This window comes from Nocardioides sp. NPDC087217, from assembly GCF_044744805.1.
Lineage (GTDB): Bacteria > Actinomycetota > Actinomycetes > Propionibacteriales > Nocardioidaceae > Nocardioides.
Genome location: NZ_JBIUZB010000003.1, coordinates 512,665 through 527,080, shown reverse-complemented (window position 1 = coordinate 527,080; position 14,416 = coordinate 512,665). Strand labels below are relative to the sequence as shown.

Sequence of the window (14,416 nt, the reverse complement as noted above, 5' to 3'; positions counted from 1 at the left end):
CAACCGAGGTTTCCCGCGCAAGAGAACCGTGTTGGTCTCGACACGCCTCCGCCTAGCGGCTCCGGCGGCTCGACCAGCGGAGCAAGGCGGCTCGACCAGCGAAGATCTACTTCTTCCCGGCAGACTTGTCGGTGGAAGGCTGGGTGGTGGAGAGCGCGGCGACGAAGGCCTCCTGGGGGACCTCGACGCGGCCGACCATCTTCATCCGCTTCTTGCCCTCCTTCTGCTTCTCCAGCAGCTTGCGCTTACGCGAGATGTCGCCGCCGTAGCACTTGGCGAGAACGTCCTTGCGGATGGCGCGGATGGTCTCGCGGGCGATGACGCGGGCTCCGATGGCGGCCTGGATGGGCACCTCGAACTGCTGCCGCGGGATGAGCTCCTTGAGCTTGCCGGCCATCATCACGCCGTAGCCGTAGGCGGCCTCGCGGTGGACGATCGCGGAGAACGCGTCGACGGGCTCGCCCTGGAGCAGGATGTCGACCTTGACCAGGTCGGCGGCCTGGTCGCCGCTGAACTCGTAGTTCAGCGAGGCGTACCCCTTGGTCGAGGACTTGAGCTGGTCGAAGAAGTCGAAGGCGATCTCGCCCATGGGGAGGACGTAGCGCATCTCGACGCGGTCCTCGGAGAGGTAGTCCATGCCGCCGAGGGTGCCGCGCTTCTTCTGGCACAGCTCCATGATCGTGCCGATGTAGTCGGACGGCGAGAGGATGGTGGCGTTGACGACCGGCTCGCGGACCTCGCGGATCTTGCCCTCGGGGAACTCCGAGGGGTTGGTGACGATGTGCTCGGAGCCGTCCTCCATGATCACGTCGTAGACCACGTTGGGAGCCGTCGAGATGAGGTCGAGGTTGAACTCGCGCTCGAGACGGTCGCGGGTGATCTCCATGTGCAGCAGGCCGAGGAACCCGACGCGGAAGCCGAAGCCGAGCGCGCCCGACGTCTCCGGCTCGTAGGTCAGCGCCGCGTCGTTGAGCTGCAGCTTGTCGAGCGCCTCGCGCAGCACCGGGTACTGGTCGCCGTCGATCGGGTAGAGCCCCGCGAAGACCATCGGGTTGGGGTGGGAGTAGCCGCCGAGCATCTCCTTGGCCGGGCGGTTGTTGCCGGTGACGGTGTCACCCACGCGCGACTGGCGTACGTCCTTCACGCCGGTGATCAGGTAGCCGGTCTCGCCGACACCGATGTGGTCGGCCTTGACCGGCTCCGGGCTGATCACACCGAGCTCGAGCATCTCGTGGACCGCGCCGGTCGACATCATCTTGATCTTGTCGCGGTGGGTCAGCTTGCCGTCGAAGACCCGGACGTAGGTCACCACGCCGCGGTAGGTGTCGTAGACGGAGTCGAAGATCAGCGCCCGCGCCGGGGCGTCCGGGTCGCCGACGGGAGCCGGGGTCTGGGCCACGATCTCGTTGAGCAGCCCCTCGACACCCAGACCGGTCTTGGCCGAGACCTGGAGTACGTCCTCGGGCTCGCAGCCGACGAGGTTGGCCAGCTCCAGGGCGTACTTCTCCGGGTTGGCGGAGGGCAGGTCGATCTTGTTGAGCACCGGGATGATGTGCAGGTCGGCACCCATCGCCAGGTAGAGGTTGGCCAGCGTCTGCGCCTCGATGCCCTGCGCCGCGTCGACGAGCAGGATCGCCGCCTCGCACGCCTGCAGCGACCGGGACACCTCGTAGGTGAAGTCGACGTGGCCGGGGGTGTCGATCATGTTCAGCACGAACGTCTTGTCGGCATCCTCGCCCTCGGTGACCGTCCACGGCATCCGCACGGCCTGGGACTTGATCGTGATCCCGCGCTCGCGCTCGATGTCCATCCGGTCGAGGTACTGCGCCCGCGCGGCACGCTCATCGACCACACCGGTCAGCTGCAGCATCCGGTCGGCCAGCGTCGACTTGCCGTGGTCGATGTGGGCGATGATGCAGAAGTTGCGGATGATCGCCGGATCAGTGGAGCCGGGCTGTGGCGCGGAGTGAGTCACAGGCTGCTTTCGTAGATGCTCAAGAACGGGGGCGGGTACGTCACCGCCTAGTGTCCCACGCTCAGTACTGATGGAACCAAAGCGGCAGCTGCACCGACTCGCCCGGGCAGGTCACGTTGCGGTCGCGGCCGTCCTCGAGCCACTGCACCATCACCGCGGCACCGCCCTGGAACATCCACTCGCCACCGCACCGCTCCAGGGCCGCGGCCCGCGATGCCTCGCCGGCCGGGCGCCACTCGGGCAGCTGCAGCTGCAGGTCGCCGACGATCGGCGTCCACAGGCCCTCGATCGAGTAGACCCCGACCCGCTTCCCGGCGTCCTGATAGCCGGCCAGAGCTCCCTTGACCACCGCCTGGTTGGCCTCGATGTCGCCGGACCACTCCCAGACCGCGACCGGCTCGACGTCGAGCCAGACCGAGGGCGACTCCAGACCGGCGCGTTCCATCTGCTCGAGGTTCCACACCGCCTGCTGGTAGCCGACGTTGGTCAGCCGGCCGATCTTCGTGTCCGGGTCGCCCGGACCTTCGCCGCCGTACTCACGGATCGTGGCGTCACGGGGGTAGGAGGTGACCGCATAGGCCGAGGTCATCACCTTGTTCTGCTTGGCCCACTCGACCTGCGAGGCCAGACACGGGTTGGGGGTGAACGCCGGGCCGTTGGTGAGCCCGATGACCACGTACTCCGCCGAGGAGAGCGGCATCGGCAGCCCCAGCGTCCGGCGCTCCTTGATGCCCATCCCCTCGGGACACTGCGGCCAGCTCAGGTCACCGCCCTCGACGATGCCGCGATCGTCGGCGGGTGGGACGGACGGGATCTCCAGCGACTCGGGCGCGCGTGGCGGCACGCTCGCCGACGTCTCGGGCGCGGGGCTCGCGGGCATCGACGGCGAGCCGGACTCCGCCTCGGCCGGGGGCTCGGCGGCGCAGCCGAACAGCACCGGCGCCACCAGAACCAGCAGCACAGCGGCGAACATGTTCCTTCTAGCCCACATCACCGCAGATACTGCCACCCGTATCCCAGCGGGTCACACCGGGTCATACCTGCGCGAAGTCGTCCCCCATCACCGGCCGGATCTCGATCGGCTCCCCGAGGACCGCGACGATCCGCGAGACGATGTCGATGGCGCGCTCCTGGCTGGCCACGTCGATGACCGCGAAGCTGGCCATGACCTCCTTCAGCTCGGCGAACGGGCCGTCGGTCGCGACCGGACCGTTCTCGCCCGGCCGGACGGTGACCGACACAGCCGGGTGCCCCAGGCCCTCGGTGCTGACCAGCTCGCCGTTGGCGACCAGCTCCTCCTCGAACTTCTGGTACTCCGCGAACGCCGCGAGCGCCTCCTCGGAGGCCGTATCGGAGGCGTCCCACGCGTCGGCGGGCGTGTAGCCCAGCAGCAGGTATTTCATGCCTCGAAACTAGACCCCCGAAACTAGGCTCTGTCGGCATGACCGGACCGGTGGCGCTCGAGGACCTGCTGCGGACCGAGGCGCCGTACGTCCTGAGCGCCCTGGTCCGCCGCTTCGGCCGGTTCGAGGCCGCCGAGGACGCGGTCCAGGAGGCGCTGCTGGACGCCAGCATCCAGTGGGCGCGCGACGGCGTTCCGGAGAACCCGCGTTCCTGGCTGACCAGGGTCGGCTACCGGCGGATGGTGGATCTGCTCCGCTCCGAGCAGGCGGCCCACCGCCGCGAGCTCCAGATCGGGATCGCCGAGGTGGTCACGCCGGCCGGTCCGGCGGCGGAGACCGACGACAGCCTGGCGCTGTTGCTGCTGTGCTGTCATCCGGCGCTGTCGCGGACCGGGCAGGTGGCGCTCACGCTGCGCGCCGTGGGCGGGCTGACGACGACCGAGATCGCCCATGCGTACGGCGTACCCGAGAACACCATGGGTACCCGGATCAGCCGGGCGAAGCAGACGCTGCGCAAGGCCGGCGCCCGGTTCACGCCGCCCGGAGAGACCGAACGCGCGGATCGGATCGGCGCCGTGCTCGAGGTGCTGTACCTCGTCTTCAACGAGGGCTACACCGCCACCGCCGGCGCCGAGCTGGGCCGGGTCGACCTGGCGCACGAGTCGATCCGGCTGACCCGGATGCTCGCCCGGATCGCTCCGGGTGAGCACGAGGTCGCCGGCCTGCTGGCGCTGATGCTGCTCACCGAGGCACGGCGGCCGGCCCGCACCGACCCCGACCTCGGCCTGGTGCCGCTGGCCGAGCAGGACCGCTCCCGGTGGGATCGCGCGCTGATCGAGGAGGGGCTGGCCGTGCTGGAGGAGGTGTGGGGAGCCTGTGATCCGGGCCCGTTCCGGCTCCAGGCGGCGATCGCGGCGGTGCATGCCCACGCGAAGTCGGCCGCGGACACCGACTGGCACGAGATCCTCGGCCTCTACCTCCTGCTGGAACGTACGCTGCCGACCGCGCCGGTCCGCCTGGGCCGCGTGGTCGCGGCGGCTCACGCGTTCGGCCCGGTGGTAGGCCTGCAGCTGCTGGACGAGCTCGACGCCGAGCACGGCCTCGCCGGCGATCCGCTGACCGCGCAGCGGGTCCTGGCGGTGCGTGCGCACCTGCTGGACCAGCGGCGTGACCCGTCCGCCGCCGCCCAGTTCCGGGCGGCTGCGGAGCTGACCGCCAACGAGGCCGAGCGCGACTACCTGCTCCGGCGCGCGGATCAGGCCCGGGTCATCGTCGACTCATAGCCGCCCTGGCCGGCGTAGTCCCACTCGCCGGTCATCACGTCGCCGGTCTCGTCGAAGGTACCGACGAACTTCACCGGCGAGCCCTTCTCCCCTCCCCAGATGGTGAGAGTGTCGCCGTCGAGCTCGTAGACGTAGTCGAGGGTGGCGCCGGTGTTGTCGTAGTAGCGCGAGTGCACATCGGCGCTCGCCTCCTCGCCGAAGGGGCGCAGGTTGCCGATCACCTCGATCCCGGTCGTGACCTGGCCGAACTGCTCCAGGCGTACGTCCTGCAGCAGGAAGTAGCCGCCTTCCATCCAGCGGTAGGTCACCTCGCCTTCTGCCCCGCCGGTCACCTTCCAGGTGCCGATCAGCCGGTCCAGGGCGCGAACGCCGGGGCTCGGTGTGGGCAGTGCGGGCATGGCGTACTCGTCGTTCATGATGTCGCTCCTCGTGTGCGGCCGGCTTCTCCGGCCTTCACCCCTCTCTCGGAGCTCGCCCGAGGATCTCGACATCCGGGTGAAAGAAACTTCTCTTTCACCCGGGGACGGCACCCTTCGCGTACGTGTTCACCGACACGACCCGCGGAACTCACCGGTCGTTCCGCCGGAATCGGCAGGTTTGGTCCATGACCCCACTCAACCGCCGCTCCGTCCTCGGCCTCGGTGCCGCCGCCGGTGCCGGACTCGTCATCCCCACGACCGCAGCTACCGCCCACGCCGCCCCCGCCTCCGCGCCGGCCTTCGTCCGCGGCAACCGACCGACCCTCACCCACGGCGTCCAGTCCGGCGACGTCGGCGCCCGCGGCGGCGTCCTGTGGAGCCGCGCGGACAAGACCTCCCGACTGGTCGCGGAGATCTCGGCCGACGAGTCGTTCCGCCGGGCCCGGCCGGTCAGCGGCCCGGTGGTGACCGCGCGCAGCGACTTCACCGGGGAGCTGAAGGTCGACGGCCTCGAGGCGGGGCGCGACTACTTCTACCGGGTCCGTGCCGTCGACCCCGATGACCCGCGACGCGGCAGCGCCTGGGAGCTGGGCCGGCTGCGTACCGCTCCCGCACGCCGCCAGGACATCCGGTTCCTGTGGTCCGGCGACATCGCCGGCCAGGGCTGGGGCGCCAACCCCGACTTCGGTGGCTTCCGGATCGCGCCCGCGATGGCGGCGCGCGAGGCCGACTTCTTCCTGAGCTCCGGCGACAACGTCTACGCCGACGGCCCGCTCACCTCGACCGTGACCCTCCCCGACGGACGGGTCTGGAACAACATCGTCACCGAGGAGAAGCACAAGGTCGCCGAGACGCTGGCCGAGTTCCGCGGGCAGTACGCCTACAACCTGCTCGCCGACAACTGGCGCGCGTTCCTCGCCCAGACGCCGATCGTGGCGCAGTGGGACGACCACGAGGTCACCAACAACTGGTACCCGGGCGAGATCCTCCCCGACGACGGCCGCTACACCGAGCGCCGTGTGGATGTCCTCGCGGCGCGTGCGAAGCAGGCCTTCCACGAGTACATCCCAGTCGGCGACGCCTCCCCCGACCCCGACGGCCGGATCTACCGCAAGCTCTCCTACGGCCCGCTGATGGACCTGTTCGTCCTCGACATGCGCACCCACAAGGACGCCAACACGACCAACGCCGAGACGAGCTCCGACGGCGGCGTCCTCGGTGAGCGTCAGACGAAGTGGCTGCTGCGCGAGCTGGCTGCCTCCCGGGCCACCTGGAAGGTCATCGCCGCGGACCTGCCGATCGGCCTGGTCGTCCCGGACGGTCCGCTGCAGGAGGGCATCTCCCAGGGCGACGCCGGCGCCCCGCTCGGCCGCGAGCTCGACATCGCGACAGTGCTCTCCGGGCTCAAGCGCCTCGGCATCCGCAACCACGTCTGGCTGACCGCCGACGTCCACTACACGGCAGCGCACTCCTACTCGCCAGACCGTGCGTCCTACCAGGACTTCGACCCGTTCTGGGAGTTCGTCTCCGGTCCGCTCAACGCCGGCGCCTTCGGCCCCAACAAGCTGGACCCGACCTTCGGTCCGGCGGCCGAGTTCGTGGCCGCTCCCCCGGCCGCCAACACCTCACCCGCCGACGGCTTCCAGTTCTTCGGCGAGGTCGAGATCGACGGACGTACGCAGCAGCTCACCGTCACCCTCCGTGACGTCGACGGCGGTGCGCTATTTACGAAGACGCTGGACCCGAGTTTCCGTTAGGGTCTGCCGGCTAGGGCGTGTCTCTGCGAAGACACGCCCTAGCCGTCTCCCGTTCGGGCCCAGGAGGACCAGCAGACCATGAGCGAAATTCATGTCGTCCCCAAGGACATGAAGACATCCATCGGCATCGCCACGGACGCCGAGAGCGCCGTACGCAAAGCCGATTCCGCCGGCTATCTGAGCAAGGCGGGCGCTGCGGTCCCAGGGGCGGAGTCGGTCACCTACATGTCCGATCTCGGCACCCGCTGGACCGATGAGACGAAGGCCGCGGCCGACAGCTCCCAGAAGCTCGCCGCGGAGATGCAGAAGGCTCTCGACGAGTTCGAGGCCGCTGACCAGGCCGCCGGCGACAAGGGCGGAAAGGTCATGGGCCCGAACTGATGGCGATCACGTTCGGCCAGGTCAAGACCTGGAAGGCAGCGCCGCTGGGTGACGCCGGCGACGGACTCAAGGCCGACCTGCGCAAGCTGGAGACCAGCCGCGACGAGCTCGAGGCCAACGGCGTGGCCAAGTCCTGGACCGGTGCGGCCGCCGACGCCGCCCGCGGCCACCGCGACACACTGGTCAAGCAGCTGAGCGGCCACATCACCGGCAAGCAACAGATGCAGAAGGCGCTCTACGCCGCCGAGCCCGAGGTCGAGGCGATCGAGCGCCTCGTCGCCGGGATCCTCGACCGGGCCAAGACCAACGAGTTCACCGTCGGTGACGACGGCTCGGTGACCAGCACCGCCACGCCGCCGACGTTCAAGAGCCGTTTCGAGGCCGAGGAATGGAGCAGCAGCCGCCAGTTCGTCGCCCAGGAGATCGCCGACGACATCACCGACGCCCTCGCCAAGGCGGCCGGCGTGGACCAGATCCTCACCGACGGCATCCCGACCGGCACGGACAAGGATCTCGATCACACCCGTGACGAGCGCGGCCTGGCCTCCCCCGAGGTGACCGAGCGCTGGGCCCAGCTCACCGATGCCGAGCGCAAGGCGATCATCGACCAGAAGATCGAGGAGCTCGCCGAGGAGTACGGCGTCGATGTCGAGGACATCGTCTGGGACGCCCAGGGCAGCACCAACGGCTACTGGAGCGAGGACGACCACACCGTGCACCTCAATCCGGGCAATGTCGACAATCCCGACATCCTGCACACCGTGGCTCACGAGATGCGCCATGGCCGGCAGTACGAGGCGATCGAGGACAACAACGACTTCCAGTTCTGGTGGGAGGACGACCCCTTCGACGAGCACAAGGAAGACGGGATCACCGAGGAGCAGGCCGAGGACTGGGAGGAGAACTTCGACGACTACAAGAGCACCGACAACGGCGACACGTACGAGGAGTACTACAACCAGCCCGTCGAGGCCGACGCCCGCAAGTCCGGTCGCGAATATCTCGACAATCTGACCGCCGCTGAGCTCGACCGTCTCCTGAAGGAGTCGAAATGACGACGTACGCCGATCTGGTCACCGCCTACCTCGACGCCCCCGGCTCCGAGACGCTGGCGCCGCTGCGCCGCGCGGTCCGCAACTCCGCCAACTTCACCGTCGACCTCGACCTCAGCGCCGTCGACAAGCTGCTCGACGAGGGCGCCTACGCCGAGGCCGCGGCCGCGCTGCGGGCACTCATGCCCGGGGCGATCTTCAGCCCGTCCGCCCATCTGCGCCTGGCGACCGCCCTGGAGCGCTCCGGCGAGGAGCGCTCAGCCGCTCGCGAGCGTCAGGTCGCCAGCGCTGCCCTGCGGAGCATCCGGGCGACCGGCGACGGCACCTTGGAGCATCCTTGGACGGTGCTGCGGATCAACGACGAGTACGACCTGCTCCGCGCCCTGAAGAAGGTCCCCGGCCGCCAGGATCTCCTGGAGGCTGGCGGGCGGCGTATCGACCGCCACACCTGCACCGACGGGACCCTCGTCCACTTCGACGCGACCGCGCTCGTCTGATGGCGATCACGTTCGGCCAGGTCAAGACCTGGAAAGCCGCGCCGCTGGGTGACGCCGGCGACGGACTCAAGGCCGACCTCCGCAAGCTGGAGACCAGCCGCGACGAGCTCGAGGCCAACGGCGTGGCCAAGTCCTGGACCGGGGTGGCCGCCGACGCCGCCCGAGGGCATCGCGACGGCCTGGTCAAGAGCCTCAGCAGCCACATCACCGCCAAGCAGGAGATGCAGAAGGCGCTCTACACCGCCGAGCCCGAGGTCGAGGCGATCGAGCGCCTCGTCGCCGGGATCCTCGACCGGGCCAAGACCAACGAGTTCACCGTCAGCGACGACGGCACGGTGACCAGCACCGCCACCCCACCGACGTTCAAGAGCCGTTTCGAGGCCGAGGAGTGGAGCAGCAGCCGCCAGAACATCGCCCAGGAGATCGCCGACGAGATCGAGAAGGCCCTCGCCAAGGCCGTCGGCGTCGACGCGATCCTCGCCCGCGGCCTGCCGACCGGCATCAACGAGCAGGGCGACGAGTACGGCAACATCGACCCGGCGATCGCGGAGAAGTGGGAGACGCTCACCATCGAGGAGCGCAAGGCCGTGCTCGAGGAGATGGTCAAGAAGATCGCCGAGGAGAGCGGCGTCGACATGCCCACCATCGACTGGTCCGATCTGGAGAACGACGACTGGAGCGACGGCAGCATCACCTACGGCTACTGGAACGACGAAGAGCCGACGATGGCGCTCAACCCCAACGTGCTCGACGACCCCGGCCAGCTGATCAACACCGTCGCCCACGAGGTCCGTCACGGTCGCCAGCACGAGGCCATCGACGACAAGAACGACTGGCAGTTCTGGTGGGAGGACGACCCCTTCGACGAGCACAAGGAAGACGGGATCACCGAAGAGCAGGCCGAGGCGTGGGAGGAGAACTTCGACGACTACAAGAGCACCGACAACGGCGACTCCTTCGACGAGTACTACAACCAGCCCGTCGAGACCGACGCCCGCAATTCCGGCCGTGACTACCTGAACAACCTCACCGAGGAGGAGTTCAACCGGCTCCTGGAGGAGTCCCGATGACGACGTACGCCGACCTGGTCTCCGCCTATCTCGACGACCCGGGCCCCGAGACCCTCGGGCCGCTTCGCCGCGCCGTCCGCGGCGCGGCCAACTTCACCGCCGATCTCGACCTCGACTCGGTCGACAGGCTGCTCGCCGAGGGGTCGTACGCCGCGGCCGCCGCCGAGCTGCGGCGGGCCATGCCGGGGGCGATCTTCAGCCCCTCGGTCCACCTGCGGATGGCCACCGCGCTGGAGCAGTCCGGCGACGGCCGGGCCGCCGCCCGCGAGCGGCAGGTCGCCGGTGCCGCGCTGCGCAGCATCCGCTCCACCGGCGACGGCAGCGAGCAACATCCGTGGTCGGTGCTGCGTATCAACGACGAGTACGACATGCTCCGAGCCCTCGACAAGGTCCGGGACCGCCAGGACCTCGTCGAGACCGGGGGCCGTCGACTCGACCGCCTCACCTGCACCGACGGCACCGTCGCCTACTTCGACGTGTCCTCGTTCGCCTGACCGATCTCTCCAGAAGGACCGATGAAACCCCGAACGTACGTCCTCAGCGTCCCGCTCATCGGCGTGCTCGCCGCCGCGCTCCTGGCCGGGTGCGCCGGCGACCCCGACCAGGACGGCTGCGACATCTCCGCGCTCGGGACGTCCGGCGGCACGATCAGCCTGGCCGCCGCGGTCATGCCGTCGCGGGTCGACGCCGGCTCGCTGGTCACCGACCCCGACGGGAAGTACGTCGTGGCCAGCTGCACCGACGGCACCTGCCGCTGGAGCGCCGCCGGGGGTGCGTACGAGACGATCTCCGACACCGGCTACGGCGCCATCAGCCCCGACCTCACGCTCGTCGCGCGGCAGGTCGGCTGCTCGGACATCGCGCTGGTCGAGGTGGACGGCGACAAGCAGGTCCAGCGACTCGAGGGCCTGCCGAACCCGCAGGTCACCGACGCCAGCCCGGTCGGCGAGATCGCCTTCAGCCCCGACGGTCGCCTCGTGGCCGGCGCCGGGCTCGAGGGCGACCTGATCATCTGGTCGGTCGAGGACGGCGACGAGGTTGCGAGCACCGATCTCGGCAACGGTGTCGGATCGATCTCGTTCAGCCCCGACAGCAAGCAGGTGGCGGTCGCCTCCGGCGACAGCGTCTCGATCCTCGAGGCCGAATCGGGCGACGAGGTCGGCACGGTCTCGGCCGCTGGCGGCGCCGACCCGGTCTGGAGCCCGGACGGGCGCTGGATCGCCGGCGAAACTACCGAGGGCTACCCCACGATCTGGGACGCTGAGACGCTCGAGGCCGTCGAGACGCTACCCGGCGACCCGGTCGCCGCCGTCTCCTTCTCCCCCGACTCTCGGTCACTGGCCGCCATCGACGACTCCGACGATGCCCGGTTGATCCTGTGGGCACCCAAAGCGCTGGGCGGTACGGGCGGGTCCCGCGACCTTGCCCGGACCGCGTCCCCTGGATCGAACGTGATCTTCAGCCCCGACGGCAAGACCCTCTACACCGCGTCGACCGAGGAAGGCGTCGCCGCCTGGGACGTCGCCACCGGCAAGCCCGCCGCTCAGCTCGATCAGCCGCCGATGTCCTAGGGCGTGCCGTGGTGCGCTGGCGCATCATGGCCGGCGTACACAAGGATGTGGTCGTGAGCGCGATCCCGACGAACATCCCGCACGGGCAGACCGCCCGCCGCTTGGAGTGGCCGCACCTGCCGCCGTTCCTGCGGTCCTCGATCGAGAAACGCCTCGGCGGTGGGCCCGTGGTCTCGGCGGAGTCGCACGGGGCCGGGTTCACGCCGGGGTTCGCCTCGACGCTGACCTGCCAGGACGGCTCCCAGCACTTCGTGAAGGCGGCCTCCGCCAAGGCGCAGCGCGACTCCGCGGCGCTCTACCGGGAGGAGGCCGTGAAGCTGAAGAAGCTCGCCGGCTGGGTCCCCGCCCCGAAGCTGAGGTGGTTCGACGACGGCGAGTGGGTCGTCCTGGCCTTCGAGCACATCGAGTCGCGGCTGCCTTCGCGGCCCTGGACTCCCTCGGACCTCGAGGTCGTCTCCCAGGCGCTGGTCGAGACCGCCACCGCCCTCACCCCGGCCCCGGGCATCGGCTGGCCGACCTTCGCCGAGGAGCACGCCTCGTACCCCGCATTGTGGGACCGGGTGGCCGGCTACCCGCACGCCGACCGTGCGGCCGAGATCGCCGCAGGGTTCGCGGAGCACACCGCCGGCGAGACGCTGGTCCACCTGGACGTACGCGACGACACCATCCGCATCCGTCCCGACGGTGGCGTCCTGCTGGTCGAGTGGACCTGGCCGGTCCTCGGCGCCGACTGGATCGACTCGCTCCTGATGCTGGTCGGACCGCGCGGTGACGGCCTCGACGTCGAGTCGTTCCTGGCCACCCATCCGCTGCTGTCGCAGGCCGCCCCGGAGGCCATCGACTCCGTCCTGGCCCTCTTCGCCGGCTACTTCCTGGCCGCCGCCGACCAGCCGGTCAAGACGACCTCGCCCCACCTCCGCAGGATGCAGCGGTGGCAGGGCGAGGTGTGTCTGGACTGGCTGGCGGAGCGCCGAGCCTGGGATCAGGACCCGGCGTAGAACGCGTCGATCCGCGCCTGCTCCTTCGCCTCCACGACGTTGCGCTTCACCTTCAGCGACGGGGTGAGCTCACCGCTCTCGACGGTCAGGTCGTGCTCGAGGATCTCCCACTTCTTGATGGTCTCCCAGCGGTTGAGGCCTGCGTTGAGCTCGTCGACGTAGCCGCCGATCAGCTCACGCACCTGCGGCGAGGTGACGATCTCCTCGTAGGACTTCCCCTCCAGACCGTGGGAGGCGCCCCAGGCGGTGATCGACTCGGGGTCGAGGGCGATCAGCGCGCTGACGAAGTTGCGGTTGGCACCGAAGACCAGGAACTGGCTGGTGTAGGGGCACAGCGCGGCGAACTTCGACTCGATCGCCGGCGGCGCGACGTACTTCCCGCCCGAGGTCTTGAAGAGCTCCTTGATCCGGCCGGTGATGGTGATGTAGCCCTCCTCGTCGATCGAGGCCTTGTCACCGGTGTGGTACCAGCCCTCGGCGTCGAGCGCCTTGGCGGTCTCCTCGGGCAGGTTGTGGTAGCCCGGCATCACGTGCGGGCCGCGGATGAGCAGCTCGTCGTTCTCGCCGATCTTCACCTCGCTGCCCGGGAACGCCTTGCCGACGGTGCCGAGCTTGTTCTCCTGCAGAGTGCCAACCGACGCGCCCGCGGCGTTCTCGGTCGAGCCGTAGCCCTCCATGATCAGGATCCCCGCGGCCCGGAACCACTCGGCGATCTCGCGGTTGAGCGGGGCCGAGCCGGAGATGAAGAACCGTACGCGGCCACCGAAGCGGTCACGGACCTTGCTGAGCACCAGCTTGTCGAGCACGGCGTGCTTGAGCGCCATCGAGGTCGGCACGGACTTGCCCTCGCGCAGCAGCCGGTCGCGGGCGATGCCGTTGGCGAAGGCGGCGTCGAAGAGCTTCTTCTTCACACCACCGTCGTTCTCGACCATCATCGTGATCCTGGCGTGCACCTTCTCGAAGATGCGCGGGGCGGCGCCCATGAAGGTCGGCTTCACGATCGCCAGGTTGTCGACGATCTTGTCCATCCGGCCGTCGATCGCGGTCGGGAAGCCGCAGGCGATCTGGACCGAGAGCAGCACCTTGCCGAAGACGTGCGACATCGGCAGCCACAGGAACTGCAGGTCGTCGGGGCCGAGTACGTCGCCCTTGGACCGGAATACCTCGCCCTCGTAGACCCAGGCGCGGTGGAGCAGGCGTACGCCCTTCGGCCGGCCGGTGGTGCCTGAGGTGTAGACCAGCGTGGCCAGGTGGTCCGGGGTGATCTTGGCCGCGGTCTCCTCGATCACGTCCGGGTGGTCGGCGAGGTACTTGTCGCCGATGGCGGCAAGGTCGTCCAGGCCGATGACCCGCTCGCCGTCGGTCTGACCGTCGAAGGTGATCACCTTGACGATCTCGGGCAGGTCGGCGGCCCTCTCGGCGATCTTGGCGAGCTGACCGTCGTCCTCGGCGAAGACGAAGCGGCACTCGGCGTCGCCGAGGATGTAGGCAGTGTCGTCGACGTTGGTCGTCGGGTAGACAGTCGTGGTGGCGCCACCGGCGAGCATCACCGCGAGGTCGGCGATGATCCACTCATAGCGGGTGGTCGAGGCGATGCCGACCCGCTGCTCGAGCTCGAGGCCGAGCGAGACGAGGCCCGCGGCGAGGCGGCTGGCCAGGTCGCTGGCCTCCTTCCAGGTCAGCGACTTCCACTCCTCTCCGCCTGCCTCGGTCGTCGAGCCGACCACGGGATAGCGGAACGCTTCCGCATTCGGGGTCGCCTTGACCCGGTTGAGGAAGTGAAGGGCGAAGTTCGCCGGCATCTCGTCGAGGAATGCGAGATCGATCGCGGACTGGGTCGGCATGATTCTCCTGGCCTGCAGTGTGTGCGTGGGGGGTGAACGGTGGGCGGTTAGCACGAGAGGGACCGCGCGGGGGACCCTAGACGCTGGAGCCGAGCCGCAACAGGGGGTTCCGCCGGAAATCTCGTGACCGAGATCACCACAGCCTACCCCGGAGTAGCTATGGGAG

At 69.2% G+C, this 14,416-nt stretch carries 14 protein-coding genes; 9 read left to right on the top strand and 5 right to left on the bottom strand.

Annotation, left to right across the window (positions count from 1 at the left end; genetic code table 11):
• Positions 1-106 precede the first annotated feature (106 nt).
• From lepA to ACIO3S_RS16780, 3 genes are all read right to left on the bottom strand, one after another.
• Complete coding sequence (gene lepA / locus ACIO3S_RS16790) at positions 107-1,975, bottom strand: translation elongation factor 4 (protein ID WP_160028190.1); 1,869 nt, start codon at positions 1,973-1,975, stop codon at positions 107-109.
• A 61-nt stretch (positions 1,976-2,036) separates the two neighbouring features.
• Positions 2,037-2,948 (bottom strand): hypothetical protein, encoded by a 912-nt coding sequence (locus ACIO3S_RS16785; RefSeq protein ID WP_400465755.1) that lies wholly within the window; start codon positions 2,946-2,948, stop codon positions 2,037-2,039.
• A 61-nt stretch (positions 2,949-3,009) separates the two neighbouring features.
• A complete protein-coding gene (locus tag ACIO3S_RS16780) occupies positions 3,010-3,378 on the bottom strand; it encodes a YciI family protein (protein ID WP_400465752.1) in 369 nt (122 codons plus the stop codon).
• Positions 3,379-3,416: 38 nt separating this feature from the next.
• Between ACIO3S_RS16780 and ACIO3S_RS16775 the strand changes: the two genes are divergently transcribed.
• Positions 3,417-4,661, top strand: a complete 1,245-nt coding sequence (locus ACIO3S_RS16775) for an RNA polymerase sigma factor (RefSeq protein WP_400465749.1) — start codon at positions 3,417-3,419, stop codon at positions 4,659-4,661.
• Here the strand turns inward: ACIO3S_RS16775 and ACIO3S_RS16770 are convergent.
• The gene (locus ACIO3S_RS16770) at positions 4,634-5,077 is read right to left on the bottom strand and encodes a hypothetical protein (RefSeq protein WP_400465747.1); all 444 of its coding nucleotides are present in this window, start codon (positions 5,075-5,077) and stop codon (positions 4,634-4,636) included. The two genes, ACIO3S_RS16775 and ACIO3S_RS16770, sit on opposite strands and share 28 nt — an antisense overlap.
• Before the next feature lie 188 nt (positions 5,078-5,265).
• Between ACIO3S_RS16770 and ACIO3S_RS16765 the strand changes: the two genes are divergently transcribed.
• From ACIO3S_RS16765 to ACIO3S_RS16730, 8 genes are all read left to right on the top strand, one after another.
• Positions 5,266-6,837, top strand: a complete 1,572-nt coding sequence (locus ACIO3S_RS16765; protein ID WP_400465744.1) for an alkaline phosphatase D family protein — start codon at positions 5,266-5,268, stop codon at positions 6,835-6,837.
• Positions 6,838-6,915: 78 nt separating this feature from the next.
• Entirely contained in the window at positions 6,916-7,218 is a 303-nt protein-coding gene (locus ACIO3S_RS16760; RefSeq protein WP_160028178.1) for a hypothetical protein, read from the top strand.
• Positions 7,218-8,273, top strand: a complete 1,056-nt coding sequence (locus tag ACIO3S_RS16755) for a hypothetical protein (RefSeq protein WP_350840059.1) — start codon at positions 7,218-7,220, stop codon at positions 8,271-8,273. The genes ACIO3S_RS16760 and ACIO3S_RS16755 overlap by 1 nt, the downstream gene beginning before the upstream one ends.
• Positions 8,270-8,767 (top strand): DUF4919 domain-containing protein, encoded by a 498-nt coding sequence (locus tag ACIO3S_RS16750; protein ID WP_400465740.1) that lies wholly within the window; start codon positions 8,270-8,272, stop codon positions 8,765-8,767. Before ACIO3S_RS16755 ends, ACIO3S_RS16750 begins: the two co-directional genes overlap by 4 nt.
• Positions 8,767-9,837 (top strand): hypothetical protein, encoded by a 1,071-nt coding sequence (locus tag ACIO3S_RS16745; RefSeq protein WP_400465737.1) that lies wholly within the window; start codon positions 8,767-8,769, stop codon positions 9,835-9,837. Before ACIO3S_RS16750 ends, ACIO3S_RS16745 begins: the two co-directional genes overlap by 1 nt.
• On the top strand, positions 9,834-10,331 hold the full coding sequence (locus ACIO3S_RS16740) for a DUF4919 domain-containing protein (RefSeq protein WP_160028170.1): 498 nt from the start codon (positions 9,834-9,836) through the stop codon (positions 10,329-10,331). The genes ACIO3S_RS16745 and ACIO3S_RS16740 overlap by 4 nt, the downstream gene beginning before the upstream one ends.
• Positions 10,332-10,352: 21 nt before the next feature.
• Positions 10,353-11,408: a WD40 repeat domain-containing protein gene (locus ACIO3S_RS16735; RefSeq protein WP_400465734.1), complete on the top strand. Its 1,056-nt coding sequence runs from the start codon at positions 10,353-10,355 to the stop codon at positions 11,406-11,408.
• A 53-nt stretch (positions 11,409-11,461) separates the two neighbouring features.
• Entirely contained in the window at positions 11,462-12,406 is a 945-nt protein-coding gene (locus ACIO3S_RS16730; protein WP_400465731.1) for a hypothetical protein, read from the top strand.
• On the opposite strand, the gene ACIO3S_RS16725 is transcribed toward ACIO3S_RS16730, so the two are convergent.
• Positions 12,391-14,250: an AMP-dependent synthetase/ligase gene (locus ACIO3S_RS16725; RefSeq protein ID WP_400465728.1), complete on the bottom strand. Its 1,860-nt coding sequence runs from the start codon at positions 14,248-14,250 to the stop codon at positions 12,391-12,393. The two genes, ACIO3S_RS16730 and ACIO3S_RS16725, sit on opposite strands and share 16 nt — an antisense overlap.
• Positions 14,251-14,416 lie beyond the last annotated feature (166 nt).

What these genes read in the sequence shown, in the direction of transcription:
- ACIO3S_RS16765 (WP_400465744.1), top strand. Translation starts at nt 5,266, where the DNA reads ATGACCCCACTCAACCGCCGCTCCGTCCTCGGCCTCGGTGCCGCCGCC.
- ACIO3S_RS16785 (WP_400465755.1), bottom strand. Translation starts at nt 2,948, where the DNA reads ATGTTCGCCGCTGTGCTGCTGGTTCTGGTGGCGCCGGTGCTGTTCGGC.
- ACIO3S_RS16745 (WP_400465737.1), top strand. Translation starts at nt 8,767, where the DNA reads ATGGCGATCACGTTCGGCCAGGTCAAGACCTGGAAAGCCGCGCCGCTG.
- ACIO3S_RS16760 (WP_160028178.1), top strand. Translation starts at nt 6,916, where the DNA reads ATGAGCGAAATTCATGTCGTCCCCAAGGACATGAAGACATCCATCGGC.
- ACIO3S_RS16775 (WP_400465749.1), top strand. Translation starts at nt 3,417, where the DNA reads ATGACCGGACCGGTGGCGCTCGAGGACCTGCTGCGGACCGAGGCGCCG.
- ACIO3S_RS16735 (WP_400465734.1), top strand. Translation starts at nt 10,353, where the DNA reads ATGAAACCCCGAACGTACGTCCTCAGCGTCCCGCTCATCGGCGTGCTC.
- ACIO3S_RS16725 (WP_400465728.1), bottom strand. Translation starts at nt 14,250, where the DNA reads ATGCCGACCCAGTCCGCGATCGATCTCGCATTCCTCGACGAGATGCCG.
- ACIO3S_RS16770 (WP_400465747.1), bottom strand. Translation starts at nt 5,077, where the DNA reads ATGAACGACGAGTACGCCATGCCCGCACTGCCCACACCGAGCCCCGGC.
- ACIO3S_RS16780 (WP_400465752.1), bottom strand. Translation starts at nt 3,378, where the DNA reads ATGAAATACCTGCTGCTGGGCTACACGCCCGCCGACGCGTGGGACGCC.
- ACIO3S_RS16755 (WP_350840059.1), top strand. Translation starts at nt 7,218, where the DNA reads ATGGCGATCACGTTCGGCCAGGTCAAGACCTGGAAGGCAGCGCCGCTG.
- ACIO3S_RS16740 (WP_160028170.1), top strand. Translation starts at nt 9,834, where the DNA reads ATGACGACGTACGCCGACCTGGTCTCCGCCTATCTCGACGACCCGGGC.
- ACIO3S_RS16750 (WP_400465740.1), top strand. Translation starts at nt 8,270, where the DNA reads ATGACGACGTACGCCGATCTGGTCACCGCCTACCTCGACGCCCCCGGC.